General features: G+C 70.9%; 19 protein-coding genes, 1 tRNA gene and 1 pseudogene. 14 read left to right on the top strand and 7 right to left on the bottom strand.

Features of this window, described 5'->3' with window-relative positions; genetic code table 11:
* Positions 1–16 precede the first annotated feature (16 nt).
* A pseudogene (locus ACFHVL_RS15155) lies at positions 17–1,333 on the top strand (NAD(P)/FAD-dependent oxidoreductase); the annotation flags it as partial.
* A gap of 107 nt (positions 1,334–1,440) precedes the next feature.
* Here the strand turns inward: ACFHVL_RS15155 and ACFHVL_RS15150 are convergent.
* Positions 1,441–3,306, bottom strand: a complete 1,866-nt coding sequence (locus tag ACFHVL_RS15150) for a hypothetical protein (protein ID WP_416628472.1) — start codon at positions 3,304–3,306, stop codon at positions 1,441–1,443.
* A gap of 138 nt (positions 3,307–3,444) precedes the next feature.
* Here ACFHVL_RS15150 and ACFHVL_RS15145 point away from each other — a divergent pair.
* From ACFHVL_RS15145 to ACFHVL_RS15135, 3 genes are all read left to right on the top strand, one after another.
* Positions 3,445–3,525, top strand: a tRNA-Leu gene (locus tag ACFHVL_RS15145).
* Positions 3,526–3,656: 131 nt separating this feature from the next.
* Positions 3,657–4,478 carry a Bax inhibitor-1/YccA family membrane protein gene (locus ACFHVL_RS15140; protein WP_416628471.1) on the top strand — a complete coding sequence of 274 codons (822 nt, stop codon included), beginning with the start codon at positions 3,657–3,659 and terminating at the stop codon, positions 4,476–4,478.
* A 120-nt stretch (positions 4,479–4,598) separates the two neighbouring features.
* Positions 4,599–4,967 (top strand): hypothetical protein, encoded by a 369-nt coding sequence (locus ACFHVL_RS15135; protein ID WP_416628470.1) that lies wholly within the window; start codon positions 4,599–4,601, stop codon positions 4,965–4,967.
* Between the two features lie 10 nt (positions 4,968–4,977).
* Here the strand turns inward: ACFHVL_RS15135 and ACFHVL_RS15130 are convergent, their stop codons facing one another.
* Positions 4,978–5,787: an SGNH/GDSL hydrolase family protein gene (locus ACFHVL_RS15130; protein ID WP_416628469.1), complete on the bottom strand. Its 810-nt coding sequence runs from the start codon at positions 5,785–5,787 to the stop codon at positions 4,978–4,980.
* Positions 5,788–5,827: 40 nt separating this feature from the next.
* Positions 5,828–6,955, bottom strand: a complete 1,128-nt coding sequence (locus tag ACFHVL_RS15125; RefSeq protein WP_416628468.1) for an SGNH/GDSL hydrolase family protein — start codon at positions 6,953–6,955, stop codon at positions 5,828–5,830.
* A 171-nt stretch (positions 6,956–7,126) separates the two neighbouring features.
* On the opposite strand from ACFHVL_RS15125, the gene ACFHVL_RS15120 reads away from it, so the two are divergent.
* Positions 7,127–7,483 (top strand): YkvA family protein, encoded by a 357-nt coding sequence (locus ACFHVL_RS15120; RefSeq protein WP_416628466.1) that lies wholly within the window; start codon positions 7,127–7,129, stop codon positions 7,481–7,483.
* A 174-nt stretch (positions 7,484–7,657) separates the two neighbouring features.
* A complete protein-coding gene (locus ACFHVL_RS15115) occupies positions 7,658–9,034 on the top strand; it encodes a cystathionine beta-synthase (protein WP_416628465.1) in 1,377 nt (458 codons plus the stop codon).
* Positions 9,035–9,340: 306 nt separating this feature from the next.
* Here ACFHVL_RS15115 and ACFHVL_RS15110 read toward each other — a convergent pair whose 3' ends face one another.
* On the bottom strand, positions 9,341–9,871 hold the full coding sequence (locus ACFHVL_RS15110; RefSeq protein WP_416628464.1) for a GNAT family N-acetyltransferase: 531 nt from the start codon (positions 9,869–9,871) through the stop codon (positions 9,341–9,343).
* Positions 9,872–10,625: 754 nt separating this feature from the next.
* Here ACFHVL_RS15110 and ACFHVL_RS15105 point away from each other — a divergent pair.
* Complete coding sequence (locus ACFHVL_RS15105; protein WP_416628463.1) at positions 10,626–11,693, top strand: helix-turn-helix domain-containing protein; 1,068 nt, start codon at positions 10,626–10,628, stop codon at positions 11,691–11,693.
* Between the two features lie 27 nt (positions 11,694–11,720).
* Here the strand turns inward: ACFHVL_RS15105 and msrA are convergent, their stop codons facing one another.
* Complete coding sequence (msrA, locus tag ACFHVL_RS15100; protein ID WP_416628462.1) at positions 11,721–12,374, bottom strand: peptide-methionine (S)-S-oxide reductase MsrA; 654 nt, start codon at positions 12,372–12,374, stop codon at positions 11,721–11,723.
* Positions 12,375–12,508: 134 nt separating this feature from the next.
* On the opposite strand from msrA, the gene ACFHVL_RS15095 reads away from it, so the two are divergent.
* Genes ACFHVL_RS15095 through ilvA form a run of 3 tightly spaced genes read left to right on the top strand, consistent with a single transcriptional unit; the run spans position 12,509 to position 16,352 of the window.
* Positions 12,509–13,651: a cystathionine gamma-synthase gene (locus ACFHVL_RS15095; RefSeq protein WP_416628460.1), complete on the top strand. Its 1,143-nt coding sequence runs from the start codon at positions 12,509–12,511 to the stop codon at positions 13,649–13,651.
* Between the two features lie 38 nt (positions 13,652–13,689).
* Complete coding sequence (locus ACFHVL_RS15090) at positions 13,690–15,084, top strand: amidase (RefSeq protein WP_416628459.1); 1,395 nt, start codon at positions 13,690–13,692, stop codon at positions 15,082–15,084.
* Between the two features lie 44 nt (positions 15,085–15,128).
* Positions 15,129–16,352 (top strand): threonine ammonia-lyase, encoded by a 1,224-nt coding sequence (gene ilvA / locus ACFHVL_RS15085; protein WP_416628458.1) that lies wholly within the window; start codon positions 15,129–15,131, stop codon positions 16,350–16,352.
* A 59-nt stretch (positions 16,353–16,411) separates the two neighbouring features.
* On the opposite strand, the gene greA is transcribed toward ilvA, so the two are convergent.
* The gene (greA, locus tag ACFHVL_RS15080; RefSeq protein WP_326551501.1) at positions 16,412–16,912 is read right to left on the bottom strand and encodes a transcription elongation factor GreA; all 501 of its coding nucleotides are present in this window, start codon (positions 16,910–16,912) and stop codon (positions 16,412–16,414) included.
* A 140-nt stretch (positions 16,913–17,052) separates the two neighbouring features.
* Positions 17,053–17,487, bottom strand: coding sequence for a DUF4307 domain-containing protein (locus ACFHVL_RS15075; RefSeq protein ID WP_416628456.1), 435 nt, complete (start codon positions 17,485–17,487; stop codon positions 17,053–17,055).
* A 131-nt stretch (positions 17,488–17,618) separates the two neighbouring features.
* On the opposite strand from ACFHVL_RS15075, the gene mca reads away from it, so the two are divergent.
* From mca to ACFHVL_RS15055, 4 genes are all read left to right on the top strand, one after another.
* On the top strand, positions 17,619–18,500 hold the full coding sequence (mca, locus tag ACFHVL_RS15070; RefSeq protein ID WP_416628455.1) for a mycothiol conjugate amidase Mca: 882 nt from the start codon (positions 17,619–17,621) through the stop codon (positions 18,498–18,500).
* A 51-nt stretch (positions 18,501–18,551) separates the two neighbouring features.
* Positions 18,552–18,824, top strand: coding sequence for a hypothetical protein (locus ACFHVL_RS15065; protein ID WP_416628454.1), 273 nt, complete (start codon positions 18,552–18,554; stop codon positions 18,822–18,824).
* A gap of 335 nt (positions 18,825–19,159) precedes the next feature.
* Positions 19,160–21,685 (top strand): putative bifunctional diguanylate cyclase/phosphodiesterase, encoded by a 2,526-nt coding sequence (locus ACFHVL_RS15060; RefSeq protein WP_416628503.1) that lies wholly within the window; start codon positions 19,160–19,162, stop codon positions 21,683–21,685.
* Complete coding sequence (locus ACFHVL_RS15055) at positions 21,682–22,284, top strand: HAD family hydrolase (protein ID WP_416628452.1); 603 nt, start codon at positions 21,682–21,684, stop codon at positions 22,282–22,284. The genes ACFHVL_RS15060 and ACFHVL_RS15055 overlap by 4 nt, the downstream gene beginning before the upstream one ends.
* Positions 22,285–22,339 lie beyond the last annotated feature (55 nt).

The raw sequence follows: 22,339 nt of genomic DNA, 5'->3' as shown, positions 1-22,339 counted from the left end.
GGAGCAAGATGGGGATGTGAATCCGCAACGGATCCTTGTCGTCGGTGCCGGGCACGTCGGTCTCTACGCGGCTCTGCGCCTGTCCCGCAAGATGCGTCGGGGCGAGGCCGAAGTGATCGTGGTCGACCCGCAGCCCCACATGACCTACCAGCCGTTCCTTCCTGAGGCGGCCGCCGGCAACATCTCGCCCCGGCACTCGGTGGTGCCGCTGCGCCGGGAGCTGCGCCGCTGCCAGGTGATCGCCGGGGCGGTCACCAGGATCGAGCACTCCCGCAAGGTCGCCAGTGTGCAGCCGATCGTCGGCCCGGCCAGGGAGATCGCCTATGACCACGTGATCGTCGCCCCCGGCTCGGTGTCCCGGACGCTGCCCATCCCCGGCCTGCGGGAACACGGCATCGGCTTCAAGACCATCGGCGAGGCCATCTATCTGCGTAACCACGTCCTGCAGCGGCTCGACGTGGCGGCCGCGACCGTCGACGCCGAGGTGCGACGTACCGCGTTGACCTTCGTCTTCGTGGGCGGGGGGTACGCGGGCATCGAGGCGCTCGCCGAGATGGAGGACATGGCCCGCGACGCGCTGCGCTACTACCCGGAGCTGAAGCCGGCCGACATGCGGTGGGTGCTGGTCGAGGCGACCCAGCGGGTGCTGCCCGAAGTCGACCGGGACATGGGCGCGTACACCGTGCAGCAGCTTGTGAAGCGCGACATGGACATCCGACTGGACACCCGGCTGGAGGCCTGCGTCGACGGGATGGTGAAGCTGTCCGACGGCGACAGCTTCCGCGCCGACACGATCGTCTGGACCGCCGGGGTCAAGCCGTCGCCGATGCTCGACGCCACGGACCTCCCGCGCGACGAGCGGCGGCGGGTCGCCTGCGCGGCGACGTTGCAGGTCGTCGATGGCGACCGGATCGTCGACGGCGCCTGGAGCGCCGGTGACTGCGCCGCGGTGCCGGACCTGACCGGGCCACCCGGAGCGTACTGCTCGCCGAGTGCGCAGCACGCCGTCCGGCAGGCGCGGACCGTGGCCGACAACATCCTGGCGGTGGTCCGTGGCCAGCAACCGGTGGAGTACCGGCACAAGCACGCCGGCAGCGTCGCCAGTCTCGGCCTGCACAAGGGCGTCGCCCAGGTGTACGGCATCAAGATGACCGGTCTGCCTGCCTGGTTCATGCACCGCACGTACCACATGAGCCGGATTCCGTCGGTCAACCGCAAGGTCCGGGTGATCGTCGACTGGACGCTGGCGCTGATCCTCAAGCGCGAGGTGGTGGCGCTCGGCCAGCTGCACGACCCGCGGGAGGATTTCCTCGGCGCGACGCCGCCGGTGACCAACGCTCCGGTGGCCACCGACGCTGTGCCGGCTTCCGGCACGTCCGCGGCACAGGTCGGATCGGAACCGGCGAAGGCCAAGTAGGTCGACCGCGTGGGCCTGGCGGGTCAGCCGACCCGCCAGGTCCACGCGTCGGCGACCCGTTCGCCGGGCCGGCCGAGCAGCGCCTCGGCGGTCTGCCGCAATGCCCCGGCGTTCTCAGTCCCGTCGACCAGCACCACGCAGTCGGCACCCCACTGGGCCAGGTCGCGCCGGGCTCGGGCCCGTTCGGCGTCGGTGACCTCGGGTACGTCGCCGGTGCTGGCCACCTTGGCGAGGATCTTCGACGTGGGCTGTTTGGAGGTGCCCATCGAGGCGTCCCCGCCTGGTGCGTACGGGCCGATGAAGAACCCTTCCGGCATGCCGAAAGCGACGTTCGCGCCGGTGGCCCAGGCCATCGGCCAGGGCTCCTTCGGCGTGGCCAGCGGCACTGGCACCAGCACGCCGCCGGTCGGCACGCAGTCGCGCCAGTGGCCGCCGGTGATGAACTCGGGCAGTGGATCGCGGTCGACCGCCGGTAGCGGCGCCGCGACGGCGGGCAGCAGCGCCACGGCGATCGCGGCCGGAACGCCGACCCGCACCGGGCGCCGACCGAGCCGCAGTGCCCGGTCGATCGCCAGCGCCAGGATCGTGGCGATCAGCGGGATCACCGCCAGGGCGAACCGCATCGGCAACGCGCCGTCCACCACCGGCATCCCGTGGAGCATCGCGTACAGGCCGGGGACCTCGGTCCGGGTGCCGTCGACGACGATCCGTGGGCCCAGCGAGAGCCAGGCCATCAGCAGCGTCCCGGCGGTGCTGGCGATCACCACCGGCCGGCGGATCAACCAGGCGGCGCAGCCGAGCGTGGCGATCACCAGTGGCCAGCCGAGGAAGGTGTTGTACTCGGCCGGACCGGTGGTGAGTTCGGCGGCGGCGGCCGAGCCGACAACCGAGAGCTCGGACACCGCGGGCCAGCTGGCCAGGTCGGCGGAGAAGTACGACGGGTCGAAGACGCCGTCGTCGACGCCCTGTGGGCCGGCGAACTGGAACCACAGCGGGTACGCGAGCAGCCCCACTCCGACGGCCACGGCGACGAGCATCCCGACGACGAAGTTCGGCAGGATCCGCCACGCGTAGCGGGGGCGGGCGGCGGCGAACGCGACGGTCATGATGATCAGCGTGACGGCGGTGAGGAACAGCACCTCTTCGCCGATGAAGACCTGCAGGGCGACGACGACGCCGAGCCAGCCGCCGGAGGTGAGGAGCCGGCGGCGGTCGGGGTGGCCGGCCGGGCCGAGGATCTGCCCGCCGGGCGTCGAACCGGTCGGATCGGCGGCCCGCATCATCCGGACCAGCAGCCAGATCATGACCGGTACGAGCCAGATCGCTGTCATGTGCAGGTGACTGTTGCTCTGCGACACCATTCCCGGGGCGAAGCCAGCGAACGCGCCGCCGGTGGCGGCGGCGAGCCGGTGTACGCCCGCGACCCGGTTGAACAGGAAGTAGAAGGCGATCGCGCTGGCGGCGAGGTTGCCGGCGACGAGCAGCGCGAAGGTCACCGGGGCACCGAAGGTCAGGGTGACCGGGGCCAGCAGGAAGCCCAGGGCGATGACCGTGGTGTTGGCCATCAGGTTCACTCCGTCGGGCGCGTTCAGCCGGTCGCTGAGCAGGCTGAAGTCACCGAGCAGAATCCGCGCGTCAGAGGCCAGGAACCATTCGTACAGGGTCTGGTCCTCTGGGTTGAGCGCCAGCAGCCGGGCGCCGGGCGCCGGCCACAGCTGGTGGGTCAACCACGCGGACACCACGATGAAGAACAGACATACCGCTATATCGCGGCTGTTTCTCCGCACTGCTGCGGCGAACCAGGAGCGGCGGGAGCTGCCCGGTGCGGACTTGTCCGGGCGCGCCGGAACGGGACCGGTGTCCTGCGCGGCGGTGGCTGAGCGGGTCACGAACCGAACCCTAGTGCCGACGGGCGGCCGGGTCGCGCCCGGCTGGGTGCGACCCGCTACCGTGACATTCTGCGGTCGCGTACGTGCGCGGTGGTGTGGGTTCGCGGTGCGAACCGGACGCGAGCGCTCGGTCGACCGGCCCGGGTGGTGGAACGGCAGACACGGCTGCCTTAAAAGCGGCTGCCGAAAGGCGTGCGGGTTCGATTCCCGCCCCGGGCACCTCGCCGCCGACCGTCGCCAGATTCCCGCCGCCGAGGCCCCGCGACAACGCGTTCCGCACAGTGCCGAACACGCCGTCTACTCTTGAAGGCACACCATCGTGTGACAACCCCCCTGAGGGAGGCTGGACAGTGAAGACATCCAACCCGGTTCTGGCCCGGCTCGGCCAGGCGGCCGAGCGGGAGCGGGCGGCCGGGTACGCCCCTGCCGGTCCGTACGGGCAGCCCGGCCACGGGCAGCCATACCCGACGGCAGCCGGCTACCCGGCCGCGCCGCCCACCGTCGCGCCGATGACGATCGACGACGTCGTCGTCAAGACCGTCACGCTGCTCGGCGTCACCGGTCTGTCGGCGGCGGCGGCCTGGGTCCTGGTGCCTGACGCGCTGCTCGGTATCACCATGATCGGTTCGGCGATCGTCGGCCTGGTCCTCGGCCTGATCATCTCGTTCTCCCGGATGGCGAACCCCGCCCTGATCGTCGGCTACGCCGTCATCGAGGGTGTCTTCGTCGGCCTGGTGAGCAAGTTCTTCCAGGTGGTCGCCGGTTACCAGGGCATCGTCCTACAGGCGGTGGTCGCCACCTTCGGCGTGTTCTTCCTGATGGCCGGGCTGTACAAACTCAAGGTCATCCGGGCCACCCCGAAGTTCACCCGCGGTCTCATCGCCGCGATGGCCGGCGTCTTCGCCGTCATGATGATCAACCTGGTGCTGGCGCTGTTCGGTGTCGACACCGGCCTGCGCAGTGGCGGTCCGATCGCGATCATCTTCAGCCTGATCTGCATCGTGGTCGCTTCACTGAGCTTCGTGCTCAGCTTCCACGAGGTCGAGGAAGGCGTCCGGCTCGGGCTGCCGCAGCGGTACTCCTGGGTCGCCGCGTTCGGCATCCTGGTCAGCCTGATCTGGCTCTACATCGAGATCCTGCGGCTGCTCAGCTTCTTCCAGGGCGACGACTGACACGCAGCGGTACTCCGCCCGGCGATGCGGCGGGTCTGTTCGAGCGCGAAGCCCGGTCCCCGATCATTCGGCGGCCGGGCTTCGCGCTGTCCGCGCCGGTGCTGGGACTAAACTGCGCCGGTGCCCACGCGAGCGCCCGACGGTCAGGCGGCCGCCCTGGCCCAGCAACTCGACCTGCTGGCCCGCCAGGTCGACCTGCTGGCCCGCCAGGTGGCCCACTGGGAGGTCGCCCGCTGGGCGGTCGGCGGCGGCCGGCGGGCAGCCGATTTCCATCACCTCGTACAGGACGTCGCGGACCTGGGCGCCGCCGCAGAGGGTCGCCCCGGCCGGCCGGTGCCGCGACTTCGGCTCGACACCGCTCTGCCTGATCAGTTGCGGGTGGTGACGGCAGACCTGATCAGCGCCGCCACGGACGCGGCCTCGGCGACGGACATGGCGGTCGTCGAAAGGGCCATCGCGGCCGTGCGGCGGCTGCGCGCACAGCTCTGACGAACGCCGATCAGTTGCGGGTGGCCGCCGTCGCCGCCCCGAGCACGGCCGGCAGCAGGGCATGCGCCCAGATGCGGTAGCCGTCGGCAGACGGGTGGTAGCCGTCGTAACAGTAGGTGCCAGGATCCGCGCGGAACACCGCACCCGTCTCGCTGGCCAGATCGATCACCCGGGCACCCGCGTTGCGACCGGCCCGGGCCTGGGCCCGAGCGGTGCGCCGACCGAGCAGCCCGGCGATCTGCCGCAGCGGCGGCGCGATCGCCCGCACCGCACCGAGATCCGGACAGGTGCCGACCACCACCTCAGCGCCGGCGCTGCGCAGCCGGCGTACCGCCGCCGCCAGATGGACCGCCGACTCGCCCGGCCGGCGCATCGCGGTCGCGTCGTTGGTGCCGATCAGGATGACGGCGACATCCGGACGTTCCCCGAGTAGCGCCCGTGCGACCTGGGTGGCCAGATCGCTGGACCTGGATCCGGCCACACCGACGCTGGACAGCAGCACCCGTCGCCGTGCGCCGCCCGCGCCGCCGCCGTCATGTTCGGCGAGCAGCCGGGCCAGCTGCCCGCCGACCGTGTCCGCCACCCGGTCCACCCCGACGCCGAGGGCGATCGAGTCCCCGAGCAGCACCAACCGCACCGGCGCACCGCTCGCCGGGCCGAGCGCCGCCCGCACCGCCAACCCCAGCTCGGGCTGGGCATATCGGCGGTTACGAGCCAGCAGCACCTCGCTGACCAGGAGCGCCGCACTGCCGACGGCACTGGCGGCTATCGCAGCGGCGGTGACCTGACCGACCCGTACGGCGACGTCTTTCGGGCTCACGGGGTCACCTTCCGTCGGGATGGCTGCGGCGGGCACGGTCTCAGCTCTCCGGCGCGGCGGCGGTGAGCCCCAGCTCGTGTTCCTGACCGGAGAATACGGCCGGGCCACGGTCGTCGCTGTCGCGTTCGGTGCCCGGCGGGCCGATGAGCCAACTGAGCGCCGCCGCCCGCCAGGATTCGCCGGACAGGATCGGGCGGCGGCGTAGCCGGGCCCAACGTCCGGCCGGCCCACGTTCGCGCCCACCGACCCGGGTGCCGCGCACCTCGGTGCCGGCGTGGCGGACCGCCTCGTGTGCCGCCTGCGGCAGGGTGCGGACCTTTTCCCGTCCGGTGACCCCGGTACGCGAGGCGGTGCTGGTGCCGAGTGCGCCGAGTGCCGCAGGCAGCAGGACCGCGGCGGCCATCGCGTACCCCTCGGCCGAGGGATGGAACCGGTCCCAGGAGTAGAGGCGGGTCGGCTCGGCGGCGAACCGGGGGCCCAGCAGGTCACCGAGCGAAACCGTCCACCCGCCGGCCTCGACCACCGCCACGGTCTGCGCGGCGGCCAGTTGTCGGCTCCACCGTCGGGCCAACCACCGCAGGGGCGGCTTGACCGGCTCGATCGCGCCCAGGTCCGGGCAGGTCCCGACGACGACCTCGGCGCCGACGGCGCGTAGTCGGCGCACCGCGTCGACCAGGTGCCCGACCGCGACGTCGGTCGGGGTACGGGCGGTGACGTCGTTCCCGCCGATCAGGATGACGGCCAGGTCTGGCTGTAGTTCCACCGCCGCCTCGACCTGGGGGACCAGACCGACGGACCGGGCTCCCACCACGGCCAGCCGGTGCAGTCGGACCGGGCGGCGCAGCCGCCGGGAGATCCCGTTCGCCAGTAGCGCGCCCAGCGTCTCCCGGGGTCGGTGGACGCCGTACCCGGCGGCGGACGAGTCGCCCAGTACCACCAGGGTCAACGGTGGTCCGGGCAACCGGGCGCCGTAGATCCCGTCGCCGCGCGGTGGCGGAGCCTCCGCGAGCGGGATGACCCGGCGGGCCTGCCTGGCCTGACCGTAGAGGGTGCCGGCGGTGGCCACCGCCACCGCCGCGGCGGTGGCGGCACCGAACGCGACCAGCCTGGCCACCCGCGTCGCCACTGTCCGACCGGCTGGGCGTGTCCCCGCGTCAACCGTGCTCATCGTGTCCCCCGACTGCGCTCCGGTGCTGCCGTCGTGCTGCGTCCTTCGAGATTATCCCGGTTCGCCGGGCGGGACCCGACCCGATTCGGGCCGGATGCTCGTGCGGCGCTATTTGCCCACAGGGGGCATCATTGGACGCGAGGGTCGTGGCGGGTGACGAGGAGGTGGCCGATGGCCAGAACACTCAAGCGGGCGGCGGCGTTCGCGGCGCTGGGCCGGGCGTTGACCGCCGGTGCCCGTGGCGGACCGTCGCTGGGCCGGCGGCTCGCGGCGCTGCCCCGGATGATCAGGGCGACGGTACGGGGCCAGTACGACGGTGGCATGCGGCTGGCGTTGATGACGGCCGCCGTGGCGTACGTCGCCTCCCCGTTCGACCTGGTGCCGGAGGCGCTACTGATCCTGCTCGGCCTGGTCGACGACGCGCTCGTGGTGACCTGGCTGGCTGGCAGCGTGCTGGCCGAGACCGAGCGGTTCCTCGCGTGGGAAGCGAGTCGTGAGTCGGTGGTTCCCGGTCAGGTCATCGGCTGACCGACGGGACGGTGGTCCGGATCGGGCCGTCAGCTGACAGAGACAGACTGACGACCGCCGGCCGCGTAGGCTGACCGCGACATACTCCACCGCCGGCAGCGGGCTTGTTGTCGGCCGACGACCTCGACCCCGACGATTGGCGCGTCGCCGGCGCCAGCAGAAGGGCACAACGAGGTGCGCTACCACGACAACGTCGTTGATCTCATCGGCAACACCCCGCTGGTACGCCTGCGCAACGTCACCGCCGGGATCTCCGCGACGGTGTTGGCCAAAGTCGAGTACTTCAACCCGGGCGGTTCGGTGAAGGACCGGATCGCGTTGCGTATGGTCGAGGCCGCGGAGCAGGCGGGTCTGCTCCAGCCGGGCGGCACGATCGTAGAGCCGACCAGTGGAAACACCGGGGTCGGCCTGGCGCTGGTCGCGCAGCTCAAGGGCTATTCCTGTGTCTTCGTCTGCCCGGACAAGGTCAGCGAGGACAAGCAGAACGTGCTGCGGGCGTACGGAGCCGAGGTGGTGGTCTGCCCGACCGCGGTCGCGCCGGAGGATCCCCGCTCGTACTACCAGGTGTCCGACCGGTTGGCGGCGGAGATCCCCGGGGCGTGGAAGCCGGACCAGTACGCGAATCCGGCCAACCCGCAGTCGCACTACGAGGTCACCGGACCGGAGCTGTGGGAGCAGACCGAGGGCCGGATCACCCACTTCGTGGCCGGGGTGGGTACCGGCGGGACCATCTCGGGGGTGGGCCGGTATCTCAAGGAGACTTCCACCGGGGCGGTCCGGGTGATCGGTGCCGACCCGGAAGGCTCGGTCTACTCCGGCGGATCTGGCCGCCCGTACCTGGTCGAGGGGGTGGGTGAGGATTTCTGGCCGCAGACCTACGACCGGTCGATCTGCGACGAGATCGTGGAGGTCTCGGACCAGGAGTCGTTCGCGCTGACCCGTCGACTGGCCCGGGAGGAAGGTCTGCTCGTCGGCGGCTCGTGTGGCATGGCGGTCGCTGCGGCGTTGCGGGTGGCCCGGCGGGCCGGTCCGGACGACGTGGTGGTGGTGCTGCTACCGGATGGCGGCCGCGGCTACCTGTCGAAGATCTTCAACGACGAATGGATGGCACGGTACGGGTTTCTGGACACCAACGGTGCCGAGCCGACGGTCGGCGACGTGTTGGCGGCCAAGCCGGGTGGGCTGCCGGAGCTGGTGCACGTGCACCCGACGGAGACGATCCGGGACGCGGTCGACTACATGCGCGAGTACGGCATCTCCCAGTTGCCGGTGCTCAAGGCCGAACCGCCGGTGGTGACCGGGGAGGTGGCCGGCTCCATCGCCGAGCGGGATCTGCTCGACGCGTTGTTCAGCGGCAAGGCGCAGCTGTACGACACGATCGAGCGGCACATGGCGGAGCCGTTGCCGATGGTGGGGGGCGGTCAGCCGGTACGCGAGGCGGTGGCGCTGCTGGCCGCTACGGACGCGGCGCTGGTGTTGGTCGACGGTAAACCGCGGGGTGTGATCACTCGGCAGGACCTGCTGGCCCATCTGGGAAAGAGTGGCGCATAGTCGCACAGGGTGTCCGGTCGACTGCGGCTGGCTGGGGTTGACTACAGCTATGGAAGTTCCGTCCCGGCACTGTCCGCTGCCGGGGCGGACGACCATGACGCTTCACCACCGCGGTGACCCGGGCGCCCGCCAGCATCCCGGTGTCCCGCACTGTTGCCCGCCCACAACCGATCAACCGGCACGCCTCCGCCGGTTGAGCGCCTTCGGCCAGGCGTTTTCCCCCGGTTAGGGCGGGCAGTGCCGGGCGAGAGTGCGGGGCTGGACGGGAACCCCCGCAGCAGCGGTCCCGTACTCTCGCCCGGCCGTTCAGATGTTGTCGGACCGTTCGGTGAGCGCCTGTGCGTAGCGCAGCTGGGGAGTCGAGACCGGTCCGATCCATCCGTCGCGCCGCCCACCGTCGGGCTGCCAGCCGCCGCGCTCGTAGAAGCGTCGCGCACGCTGATTGGCGGTGATCACCCACAGCGTTCCCCGCAGGTACCGGCGGCGGCGCATCGTGGCGAGCGCGTCGTGGATCAGCGCGGTGCCGATGCCGCGACCGTGGTACTGGTCGTCGACGTGGATGGCATACAGCTCGCCGGCCGCCGGGTCGCCGTCCTCGTCCGGCCCGACGTAGGTGAAGCCGGCCAGGGCGCCGTCGGCCTCGGCGACGGTCAGCAGGTGGGTGTCGCGTTCGTAGCTCCATCGCTCGACCCACCATCCGGCCATGGCGTCGGCGGGCACGGCGGTCAGCGCGGATTCCGGCACGATGTCCCGGTAGGCGCTGCACCGGGACCGGTAGTGCAGGTGGCCGACCGCAGTGACGTCGTCAGGCTGGGCCGGGCGCAGGATGACCGCCACCTGGCGAGCCTACCGGGATGGAACGACCCCCGGGGCTTCCGCGTCGGTGACGCGGGCCGGCTGGACTTGGCCGGCACCCCGGGGGTCGGGTGGCTGTCGTGCATTCGCCGCACCGCTGCCACACGGTCTCGACGATCTGAGCTGTCAAGGACAGCGGCTAGCGGGCAGCCACCTCACGAGTCCTATAGCTATTCAACGCTGGACCACCTCCTTTCCCGTGTACGGCCACGCTAGCTGGGTCGTGGGCGGGCGGCAACGGTTTTTTCGACGACCCGCCCGACTGGTCGGCGTGGTCACCCGAGGCAGGCCAGGGCTCGGTCGGCCCCGGGAGACGCGGGTCGTGGGACGCCGGGGTAGGCGCCTAATGTTACTAATTGTCACCAGACGCTTACCTAAGGTGTTCTGGCGTGCGTGGCATTGATGCTGGTCATATTTCTGCATGCCGACGACAAAATGATCTACCTTCAGTCGAAGGAAGTAACCCCCCTTGTCGAGTATGGCCAACATCTGCCATCGTCTTTTCCGGATGGTGCATGAAGTGCTCCACGACCGATCCGGTGGGTTGCCTGTCGTTGACACCATCCTGGGTGGGCCGCGAGGTCGACGGGTCGTTACGCCGAGTCGGTGGAGGCTCGTCGAACGCGTCCGCGCGCCATCCCCGCGGCCCTGGCCATTAGCGTCGTGCGCTGCAGATGGCCATGAATAGTACGGACGAGTTTTCAGCGGGTCTTCAATAGAGGTGGGCGGGCAGAATATGAACGACATAGGTGAGAAGCTGAGGGCGGCCCGGGAATCCGCTGGTATCAGCCTGGCCCGAATGGCGGCACTGAGTCACTTCAGCAAGGGCCACCTGTCGAACGTCGAGGCTGGGCGGCGGACCGCCACAGCCGATGTGATGATCGCCTACGAGCAGGTGTTGGGGGACCAAATGCAACGTCGGGGACTGATCGCCGGGCTCGCCGCCGGGGTGGTGGCTCCGGCCGCCGTGTCCGAGTTGATCCATCGCGGGTTCACCGCCGCGCTCGACGACCCGGCGGCCGAGGAGCAGTGGCGGGAACGGGCCGACAACCTCGGTCGGGACTACATGTCGGTCGGCGCCGGTGAGCTCCAGGAGCGGCTGGCCAGCGATCTTGTAGTGCTCCAGCAGCAGCTCGGCACCCCGACGATGTGGGGGTTGGCGGCCCGCTTCCTGAGCGTGTACGGCAAGACCACCGGCGAGGCACGGGAAGCCATCCGGTGGTACCGGATGGCGGCGGTGGCCGCCGACCGCAGCGGGGACACCACCGTACGGGTCTGGGTCCGTGGCCGGGCCGCGCTCGCCCTCGGATACGAAGGAGCGGCGCTCGCCGTCGCGCAGGACCTGGCCGACCAGGCCCTCACCCTGACCGAGCGCCCGTCGCTGGGCCGGCTCAACGCATTGATGGCCAAGGCCCAGATGGCCGGGGTGCGCGGCGAACGCGCCGCCGCGCTCGCTCATCTCGACACCGCCCGCCGGGTTTTCGACCAGATCGGCTCGACCGAGCTGATCTCGGACTTCGCGGTGCCCGAGTGGCGGATGGCCACCTTCACCAGCATGCTGCTCGCCCGGCTGGGCGACCCGTCCGCGATCGACGCCCAGGAATGGTCCGACCGGACCAGACCGGCGAGTCTGGCCCGGTTCGCAACCCACATCGAGATGCACCGCGGTCTGATGCTGGTCAGATTCGGTGATCAGGCCGAAGGGATCCGCTACGCGCGTTCGGCCTTGGCCAAGCTTCCGACGGCCAAGCACAGCCAGTCCCTGCGCCTGATGCTGCGGGAGGTCGAGCGCACCGCCGCCTGATCGCGCTGCGACGCACCCGGCGACCCGTCAGTTGGCGCGGGCCACCCCGACCGGGCAGCTCATCCCGTTCGGCCCGTGGTTGCAGTAGCCACCAGGATTCTTGTGCAGGTACTGCTGGTGGTGGTCCTCGGCGTAGTAGTACTCGCCGAGCGGGCGGATCTCGGTGGTGATCGCACCACGGCCGGCCGCCGCCACCACCGGCGCGAACGCCGCCTTCGACTCGCTGGCCACCGTGGCCTGCTCGGCGTCCGTGGTGTAGATCGTCGACCGGTACTGGGTGCCGACGTCGTTGCCCTGGCGCATCCCCTGCGTCGGGTCGTGATTCTCCCAGAACACCTTGAGCAGGTCGGCGTAGCTGATCTGGGCCGGGTCGTAGACCACCGCGACGACCTCGGCGTGTCCGGTGCGGCCCGAGCACACCTCCTCGTACGTCGGATTCGAGGTTTCGCCGCCGGCGTAGCCGACCGAGGTCGAGAAGACCCCGGGCAGCTGCCAGAACAATCGCTCGGCACCCCAGAAACAGCCCATCCCGAACACCGCCACCCGGTTGCCGGTCGGCCACGGTCCGGCCAACGGGGTACCGAGCACCAGGTGCCGGTCCGCGACGGGCATCGGCCGGTCCCGGCCGGGCAGCGCCTCACCTGGTGCGGGCAGGTCCGCCTTCATCGGTCGTAGGAACACCACGACTCCTTTCGTCTGTGCCATCCGCGTCAACACCGGCGGCGGCCAGGTCGTTCCCGCCGGGTACCCGCAGGACGCGCCGGCATCCGTCCCGACGAGCGCTGTGGTCGGGGTGATGGCCTAGCCTCGACGCCATGACATACGGGTTCGACACCGTCGCCATCCACGCCGGCCAGGAGCCGGAGGCCCGAACTGGTGCCGTCGTGCCGCCGATCTACCAGACCAGCACCTATGCGCAGGACGAGGTCGGCGCGCCCCGGTCCGGGTACGAGTACAGCCGATCGGCCAACCCGACCCGCGACGCCCTGCAGGAGTGCCTGGCGGCGATCGAGGCCGGCCGTCGGGCGTTGGCCTTCGCCAGTGGGCTGGCCGCCGAGGACACCCTGTTGCGCGCCCTCTGCCGGCCAGGCGACCACGTGATCATCCCGGATGACGCGTACGGGGGCACGTTCCGCCTGTTCGCCCGGGTGGCGCAGCGTTGGGGGTTGACCTGGACGGCGGCGCGGATCTCCGACGTCGACGCGGTCCGTGCGGCGATCCGACCCGATGAGACCAGGATGATCTGGGCGGAGACCCCCACCAATCCGCTGCTCGGCATCGCCGACGTGGCGGCCCTGGCCAGCCTCGCCCGTGACCGCCGGGCACTGCTCGTGGTCGACAACACCTTCGCCTCGCCGTACCTTCAGCAGCCACTCGCGCTCGGTGCCGACGTGGTCGTCCACTCCACCACGAAGTACCTCGGTGGCCACTCCGACGTGGTGGGCGGCGCGCTGGTCGTGGCCGACCCCGGTCTCGCCGACGAACTCGCCTTCCACCAGAACGCGATGGGCGCCGTCAACGGACCGTTCGACGCCTGGCTCACCCTGCGCGGCGTCAAGACCCTCGGGGTACGGATGGAACGGCACTGCGACAACGCCGAGCGGGTCGTCGAGTTCCTCGACCACCACCCGGCGGTACGCCAGGTGCTCTACCCCGGACACCCGGAGCACCCCGGCCACGAGACGGCCGCCAAGCAGATGCGCCGGTTCGGCGGCATGGTGTCGTTCCGGGCGGCCGGTGGCGAGGAGGCGGCGGTGCGAATCTGCAACCAGGCCCGACTCTTCGTGCTCGCCGAGTCGCTCGGCGGGGTCGAGTCGTTGATCGAGCACCCTGGACGGATGACCCACGCGAGCGCGGCCGGCTCGCCTCTTGAAGTTCCCGGGGATCTCGTGCGACTGTCAGTCGGCATCGAAACCGTCGACGACCTGCTGGCCGACCTGGACCAGGCGCTCGGCTGAGAAGTCGCGAACCTGCGTACCGGTTGCCTGGAGGTGCCGTGCACGACATCGTCCCGACCTGGGTCGGAACCACCGCTCGGCAGATCGCCCGAGCCGTACGGCGGGGTGACACCTCGGCCACCCAGGTCGTCGCCGACCATCTCGATCACATCGCGCGGGCCGACGGCGAGCTGTCGGCGTTCCGTGCGGTGCGCGGCGGTGAAGCGATCGTCGAGGCCGAGAAGGTCGACGAGCAGGAGGATCTGGCGAATCTGTCGTTGGCCGGCGTGCCGGTCGCGGTCAAGGAGAACACTCCGGTGGCCGGGTTGGCGACCTGGCACGGGTCGGCCGCCGCGCGTACCCCGGTCGCCGAGGACGACCACGAGATCGTCCGCCGATTGCGCGGCGCCGGTGCGGTGGTCGTCGGCGTGACCCGGATGCCGGAGCTGGGTCTGTGGGCGAGCACCGACGACGCGACCGGGGTGAGCCGTAACCCGTGGCAGCCCTCGCGCACGCCTGGCGGGTCGTCGGGTGGCGCGGCCGCCGCAGTGGCCAGCGGGATGGTCCCGATCGCGCACGGCAACGACGGATTCGGCTCGATCCGAATTCCAGCCGCCTGCTGCGGGCTGCTCGGGCTCAAGCCCGGCACCGACGTGGTGCCGCGTCAACTCGGCACCGAGGACTGGTTCGGGATGACCGAGAACGGCATCCTGGCCAGCTGTGTGGTGGACGCGGCCATCGGCTTCGCGGTGCTCGCCGGTCGCCGGGTGGAGAAGCTCGTGCAGCCGGGCCGGTTGCGGGTCGCGGTCTCGCTCACCTCGCCGGTGGTCGGGGTCCGGGCCGACGCGGCCAACCGGGACGCGGTGGCCTCGACGTCGCGCCGGCTCGCCGAGGCCGGCCACGACGTGGTGGGCACCGCGTTGAACTATCCGACCGCGCTGGGCCTGCAGGGCCTGGCGACCTGGTTCGCGGCCGCGGCCGAGGACTCCGCAGCCGGTCGGGCCGGTGGTCGCGACCTGCAGTCGCGTACCCGTCGGCACGTCGCATTGGGTCGTTGGGTGCAACGGCGGGGGTACGTGCGGGCGGCCGACCGGGCCGGCTGGCGGGAGCGGATGATCGGATTCTTCGCCGATCGCGGTACGGACGTGCTGCTGACGCCGGCGTTGGCGAGCGTGCCGCCGGTTGCGACCGGCTGGGCACGGCGCTCCTGGTCGGCGAACATGTGGAGCAACATCCGGTACGCCCCGTACGCGGCGCCATGGAACATGGCCGGGCTGCCTGCTCTGGTGGTGCCGGCCGGGTTGCGCCCGGACGGGCTGCCGGTCGGTGTGCAGCTGGTCGGACCGCCCGGGTCGGAACTGCTGCTGCTCGCCGTCGCCGGCCAGTTGGAGATGGTGGCCCCCTGGCAGCGGCACGCCCCGTCCTGGCCGAGGGTGGCCAGCGCGGTCTCCTGAGCCCTGAGCGCGGTCGCCGTTCGGCTGATGCGACGATCATCGACATGACAGAACTGGTCCAACTGTCGGATGTGCTCGCCGCCCGGGAAGTGCTGCGCGGTGTGGTGCGGGTCACTCCGCTGGAGCCGTCTCGGCCGTTGAGTGAACTGCTCGACGGTCCGGTGTGGCTCAAGTGCGAGAACCTGCAGCGGGCCGGCTCGTACAAGGTCCGTGGGGCGTATCTGCGGATCTCCCGGCTGACCGCGCAGCAGCGCCGCGGCGGCGTGGTCGCGGCCAGCGCCGGCAACCACGCGCAGGGCGTCGCGCTCGCCGCCGGGCTGCTCGACATCGCCTCGACGGTCTTCATGCCCGAAGGCGCGCCGCTGCCCAAGGTCGCCGCGACCAAGCGGTACGGCGCGCAGGTCGAGTTCGCCGGTGCCACTGTGGACGAGGCGTTGGACGCCGCCCACGAGTTCGCCGACCGTACCGGTGCGGTGTTGATTCATCCGTTCGATCATCGCGACGTCATCGCCGGTCAGGGCACCGTCGCGTTGGAGATCCTGGAACAGTGCCCGGACGTCACCACGATCGTCACGGCGGTCGGTGGCGGTGGACTGGTCTCCGGGATCGCGGTGGCGGTCAAAGCACTGCGGCCGCAGGTGCGGGTCGTCGGTGTGCAGGCGGCCGGTGCCGCCGCGTTCCCGCCCTCGTTGGCCGCCGGCGAGCCGACCCGGCTGGGCACGATGCGTACGGTCGCCGACGGCATCGCCATCGGGCGCCCCGGGGATCTCACCTTCGCCCATGTCAGCGAGCTGGTCGATGAGATCGTGACGGTCTCCGAGGAGGAGATCTCCCGCGCGTTGCTGATGTTGCTGGAGCGGGGCAAGCAGGTCGTCGAACCGGCCGGATCGGCCGCCGTGGCGGCGTTGCTGTCCGGCGCGGTACGTCCGGGCACACCGACCGTGGCGGTCCTGACCGGCGGCAACATCGACCCGTTGCTGCTGCTGCGGGTGATCGAGTACGGGCTGGCGGCTGCCGGGCGCTATCTGCGTTTCAGGGTCCGTTGCGGGGACCGCCCCGGCGAACTCGCCAGCGTGTTGTCGCTGATCGCGCAGCAGCGGGCGAACGTGGTCGACGTCGAGCATCACCGCCGCGATCCACAGCTACGACTCGGCGAGGTGGAGCTCGCCCTGTCCGTGGAGACCCGCGGGCCGGAGCACTCGGCCGGACTGGTCGAGATGCTGCGCGGTCACGGCTACCAGGTGATGTTCGCCGCCGACGGAGCCTGACGCCCGACCGAGCCTGACGCCCTGGGGAGCCTGACGCCGACGGCGGGTCTGTGTCCTGCTCAGCCGGCGAAGGGCTCGAACTTGTCGACAGTGACCTTGATGTCGGCCCCGCTCGGCGCGGTGTACGTCACGGTCTGACCCGGTCGGGCACCGAGGATGGCCTGGCCGAGGGCGGACTCCGGGCTGTAGACGGTCAACTCGGTGGTCGACGAGATCTCCCGGGATCCGAGCAGGAAGGTCTCGGTGTCGGCGGGGTCGTCGTCAAAGTGGATCGAGACGACCGTCCCGGGCGCCACGGTGTCCTTGTTGGGTGCCTCGCCGACCTTGGCGGTGCGCAGCAGCTCCTGCAGGTAGCGGATGCGGGCCTCCTGCTTGCCCTGCTCCTCCCGGGCGGCGTGGTAGCCGCCGTTCTCCCGCAGGTCGCCTTCCTCGCGGCGGGCGTTGATCTCGGCGGCGATCGCCGTACGTCCGGCGATCAGCTCATCGAGCTCGGCCTGTAGCCGGTCGTAAGCGTCCTGGGACAGCCAGGTGGCGGGCGCCTCGCGGTCGGTCGTGGACACAGACGATCTCCTTGTGTGCTTGCGGGCGGACGAGGTCGAACTACCAACGTACCAGCGATCCGCACCATCGTGCCGGGGTTGCCGGCGCGCCCGTGTGCCGTGCGGCAGCTACCGCGCCGCGCCGACGTTCGTCGGCGGCGCTATCCGACAGGTTGGCAGCGGATCACTTCGCCGAGGAACGCCTGCCGCTCGGTGGCCAGCCGGTACGTGGTGCGGATCTGCCGTTCGCCCGGTTCGGCCCGCACGGTCACCTGGTCGCGGCCGACCTCCACGCCGTCGTGGGAGCGGGCCCGCACCAGGCAGTTGGCCGAACCACCAGGCGGTACGGTGACCGTAAAGTCGATCAGGATCCCGTCCGTGGTCGCCTCGGTGTATGTGATCACCTTCGGGTCGTACGTCGGGTCGCCGTAGAGCGTGTAGAGCCGGACGGTGACCAGCATCCCCACCAGCACGGCCACCGTGGCCAGCAGCGCCACCAGCCATGGTCGGCGAGTCCGGGGCGCGCGGCGCCGTCCGTACCGCCCGGGTGGGAACATCGCGGCGGTCGGTGCGGTTGTGGCGGACGTGTCGGTCACCCGGGACGTATCTCCTCGGCGGGACGTGTCGGTGCGGTCGGCGAGAATGTTCGGCAGGGTCCTATTGTCGCAAGCCGGGACCGGGACGGGGCCGGCAGGGGATGCCGGCCGGGTGGATGAGGAGCTTTTCGGTGGCTGAGCAACTGCGTCTGATGGCAGTGCACGCACATCCCGACGACGAGTCCAGCAAGGGTGCGGCGACGATGGCCCGGTATGTCGCCGATGGCGCCCAGGTGCTCGTGGTGACCTGTACCGGCGGTGAGCGGGGCAGCGTGCTGAACCCGAAGCTGGACCGCCCGGACGTCTGGGAGAACATCGCTGAGATCCGGCGCGCCGAGATGGACGCCGCGCGGGCGATCCTGGGGGTCGAACAGGCATGGCTGGGCTTCGTCGACTCGGGGCTGCCGGAGGGTGACCCCCTGCCGCCGTTGCCGGCGGGCTGTTTCGCGCTGGAACCGGTGGAGCAGGCCGCCGGCCCGCTGGTCCGGCTGATGCGCGAGTTCCGGCCGCACGTGGTGACCACCTACGACGAGGAGGGTGGTTACCCGCACCCGGACCACATCATGTGCAACCGGGTCAGCCTGGCCGCGTTCGACGCCGCCGGGGACGCGCAGCGCTACCCCGGGCTGGGGCAGCCGTGGCAGCCGTTGAAGCTGTACTACTGCATGGGTTTCACCAAGGCCCGGATCCTGGCGCTGCACGAGGGGATGCTCGCGGCCAACCTGGAGTCGCCGTACCAGGAGTGGATAGACCGTTGGGAGGACCGCCCGGACAAGGGGGACCGGATCACGACCCGGGTCGAGTGCGCCGACTACTTCCCGGTGCGCGACGACGCGCTGCGGGCGCACGCGACCCAGGTCGACCCGGACGGCTTCTGGTTCCAGGTGCCGATGGAGGTGCAGCGGCAGGCCTGGCCGACCGAGGACTACGAACTGGTTCGTTCGGTGACGGACAGCCCGATGCCGGAATCGGACCTTTTCGCCGGAGTACGGGAGTGGCTCGATCGGTCCTGAGCCGCCCGGCGTAGCGTGTAGCTGTCGTTCGCGTTTCCGAGGAGTCCGATCATGCTCGACGCTGTCCACGTCCTCGCGGCGAGTCAGGACCTCGCCGCGAACAACTTCGGCGACACCCGGACCGGTGGGCTTGCCGGCCCGATGGGTCTGTTCCTGATCCTGCTGCTGGCTGCCGCGACGGTGCTGCTGATCCGGAACATGAACGTCCGGCTGCGTCGGCTGCCGAGCCGCTTCGAGCACGGGCAGGCCGAGGACGCGCCGTCGACCGAACGTAATGTCCTTGATCCGACAGAACTCGACGTGCGCCCCGGATCCCCTCTGTAGGCGCTTGCAGGCCGTTCCATCAGGGGCTTTCCTCCCACTGGGTGGACCTCCGTTCCTAAACCGGCCCTGTGGCCCCTGTTGCCGCAATCCGCTTTGGCTTAGCCTTCCGCCGGGGACCTTAAGTTCCTCCGACCGCGCGCGGAAAGGGGCGACCATGGATCACGTAGCCGTCGCCGCTGCCGCGCGACCCGGACGCGAGCATGGCTCATGATGGCCAGCCGCACCGGAAGTGACCCGTGACGCCGCAGCAGCCGACGCCGACCGCGGGCGCCGGCGACCTCACCCCATCCCCGTCCGGCGGCCTTTGGCGGCTATCGGTCTTCACCGTGGCGGTCCTGCTGGCCGCCCTGTCGACCGTGGCGATCGGCCTGTCCATCGAAACCGACCCCGGCGGGGTGGAGGTGCCCGCCCCAGCCCGGTTCGCGATCGTCGCCCTGTTGCTCGGCGTGGCCCAGCTTGCCCGGTTGCGGTTCCGCATCGGCACCGGCACCGTCAGCTTCACCTGGGGCGAGGCCGCCCTCATCGTCGGTTTCTACCTCGTTCCGCCCGGTTGGCTGCCCGCCGCCGCCGCGATCGGCGTCGGCCTTGCCTGGACACTGCTGTCGATCTTCTCGGATCCGCGTACCGCGCCGGAGATCGCCCGAGTCACCGCGTCGCTGACCATCGCGGTCGCGGTCGCCGCGGTGGTCACCAGCACCGTGTCCGACCCGTACGCCCAGCCGCTCACCCCGGCGTTGGCCGTCGCGCTGATCCTCGGCGGGCTGACCTATCTGCTCGCGACCGCCGCTCTGGCCACCGTCACCCTCACGCTGCGCCACGGCCGGCCGTTCGGGGGCACCCTGCTGCACGCCCTACGGCACAAGATCCTGATGTTCGTCGGAAATGTACTGGTCGGCCTGGCGACGGTCACCATGCTGGGGCACGACCCGCGCTGGCTGTTGCTGCTGCCCCCGGTGTTGTGGCTGCTCCAGCAGACCTACGGGCACTGGCTGCGGGTCGAGGACGAACGTCGGGCCTGGCAGGAGTTCGCGCAGGCGACCCGCGCGCTGAACCAGTTGGACGAGGCGGGCGTCGCCGGCGCCGGGGTCGTCGGCGGTCTGGCGCTGTTCGGCGCCGATCGGGTCGAGGTGGACATCCAACGCACCGACGGCCGGCTCTGGCGCTACGCCGCCGACGCCAGCGGCACGCTGCACCGGACGGAGCTGCCGGTCACCACCACCGTCAGCGGACCCGAACGGGCCGACGACGACGCGTCGGACCAGATCCTGATGCACCGGCTCGCGATCGGGTCGACCACCGTCGGCGCGCTGCGTATCCACCTGACCGCCAGCAGCCTTCCTGGGCCCCGGGACCGCAACGCGCTCTCCGCCTTCGGCGACGCGCTCGCCGCCGCCCTGCACGACGCGGCCACCCATCGTGAGCTGCAACATCTCACCGCGCGTGCGGCCCACGATTCGATGCACGATCCGGTTACCGAGCTACTCAACCGCTCGGCGCTACTGGCCGGCGGCGACGCGGCGCTGCACCAGTTGGACCACGACTATCCGGTCGCCCTGCTGATGCTCGACATCAAGGGGTTCAAGGAGGTCAACGACACGCTCGGCAACGCCGCCGGTGACGAACTGCTCCAATGCGCCGCCCGCCAGTTGCGCGAGCGCATTCGTCCCGGTGAACTGCTCGGCCGGCTCGGCAACGACGAGTTCGCTCTGCTGCTCACCGCGCTGGCCGTGCCGGCACCGGGCCAGCCGACCGCCGCCGTCCGGGAGACGCTCGACCCGTCACCGACGGCGAGCGCCGAGTGGAGTTCCCCGACCGCGGCTGCGATGCGCCGGGCCAGGGAGATCACCGCCGCACTCGCCGAGCCGATCGAGGTCGCCGGGGTGCGGATGTCCGTCGAAGGCGCCCTCGGTGTGGTCGTCGCCGGGGCGGGCACCGCGGACATGAACGAACTACTGCGCCGGGCGAACATCGCGATGAGTCAGGCCAAGGAGATCGGCGGCAGCGTGGCCGGCTACGACAGCGCCAAGGACGCCGCGAGTACCGACCAGTTGGCGCTGCTCGCCGAGTTGCGTGCGGCCCTCGACACCGACGACCAGCTGGAGCTCGCGCTGCAACCGGCCGTCGATCTGGCCACCGGGGCGCCCACCGGAGTCGAGGCGTTGATCCGCTGGCGGCACCCCCGGCGCGGCCGGCTCACCCCGGTCGACTTCGTCCGGGCGGTCGAAGGCAGCGAACTGCTCGCCCCGTTCACCCGCTACGTCGTCGACCGTGCACTGTCGGTCGCCGCCGAATGGGCGGCGCACGACATCGACGTGCCGATCTCGGTCAACATCTCGGCCCGCAGCCTGCTCGATCCGCAGCTGCCGGCCGAGATCGGCGAGCTGCTGCGCCGGCATCAGGTGCCGGCCCGACGCCTGGTGTTGGAAATCACCGAGACCGTGGTGATGAGCGAACTGGAAATCATCGACGAGGTGCTGGCCAGCCTGCGGGAGATGGGTGTTCAGTTGGCGGTCGACGACTTCGGCACCGGGTTCTCCTCGCTTGCCTTCCTCACCCGGGTGACCGTCGACGAGTTGAAGGTCGACCGGTCCTTCGTGGTACGGATGGCGGACTCCCCCCGGGCCGCCGCGATCGTCCGGCACACCGTCCACCTCGGCCGCGAGATGGGACTACGGGTGGTGGCCGAGGGCGTCGAGACCGCCGACCAACGGGCCACCCTCGCGGCGCTGGGGTGCGCCGCCGCGCAGGGCTACCACTTCTTCAAACCGATGCCGGCCGACAAGATCGTCGCCGTGCTCCGGTCGCTGCTGGACTCCGCCCAGGCACAGGTCTATCCGCTACGCGCGGACGGCGTCTCGTGACCGGCGGGCCGAGCGGTGGCCTCACCAGTTGGCTGGTCTTCGACTACGGCCAGGTGATCTCCCTGCCGCAGCCGCCGGACACCATGGCCGCGATGGCGGCCCTCGCCGGAGTGCCGCCGACCACCTTCACCGAGGGGTACTGGCGGCACCGGCTCTCCTACGACGCCGGCTGCCCGGCCGAGCAGTACTGGAGTCAGGTCGTCGGCCGACCGCTGAGCGCCGCCGATCCACTCGTGGCCGAGCTCGACCTGGTCGACATCGCCAGCTGGTCGCACCTCAATCCGCGTACCGTCGCCTTGATCGACGACCTCGCCCACGACGGACACGGCCTGGCGCTGTTGTCCAACGCACCCGCGTCGCTGGCCGCCACGATCGACGTGGCGGACTGGGCGGCGGTGTTGCACCACCGCCTGTTCAGCTGCCGGCTGGGCCTGACCAAGCCTGATCCGGCGATCTACGCGGAGCTGCTACGCCGGCTGGGGGTGCCCGCCACCGAGGTGACCTTCGTCGACGACCGCCCGGAGAACTGCCAGGCAGCGGCCGACGCCGGGCTCACCGCGCTGCTCTACCCGCAGGTACCCACGCCGTCCCGGCGGTGACCGGGTCGCGGACTGACTATCGTCGTGAGTCGTGCGACGACCTGAGGAGTGGCCA

Source organism: Micromonospora sp. LOL_023 (genome assembly GCF_048060115.1).
Classification (GTDB): domain Bacteria; phylum Actinomycetota; class Actinomycetes; order Mycobacteriales; family Micromonosporaceae; genus Micromonospora_E.
The sequence above is the reverse complement of the archived record's forward strand: the minus strand, read 5'-3'. Positions and strand labels throughout refer to the sequence as shown.

Excerpts from the sequence above, each read along its gene's own strand:
- ACFHVL_RS15065 (WP_416628454.1), top strand. The coding sequence starts at position 18,552 with ATGCTCGACGCTGTCCACGTCCTCGCGGCGAGTCAGGACCTCGCCGCG.
- ACFHVL_RS15095 (WP_416628460.1), top strand. The coding sequence starts at position 12,509 with ATGACATACGGGTTCGACACCGTCGCCATCCACGCCGGCCAGGAGCCG.
- ilvA (WP_416628458.1), top strand. The coding sequence starts at position 15,129 with ATGACAGAACTGGTCCAACTGTCGGATGTGCTCGCCGCCCGGGAAGTG.
- ACFHVL_RS15120 (WP_416628466.1), top strand. The coding sequence starts at position 7,127 with ATGGCCAGAACACTCAAGCGGGCGGCGGCGTTCGCGGCGCTGGGCCGG.
- ACFHVL_RS15125 (WP_416628468.1), bottom strand. The coding sequence starts at position 6,955 with ATGAGCACGGTTGACGCGGGGACACGCCCAGCCGGTCGGACAGTGGCG.
- ACFHVL_RS15105 (WP_416628463.1), top strand. The coding sequence starts at position 10,626 with ATGAACGACATAGGTGAGAAGCTGAGGGCGGCCCGGGAATCCGCTGGT.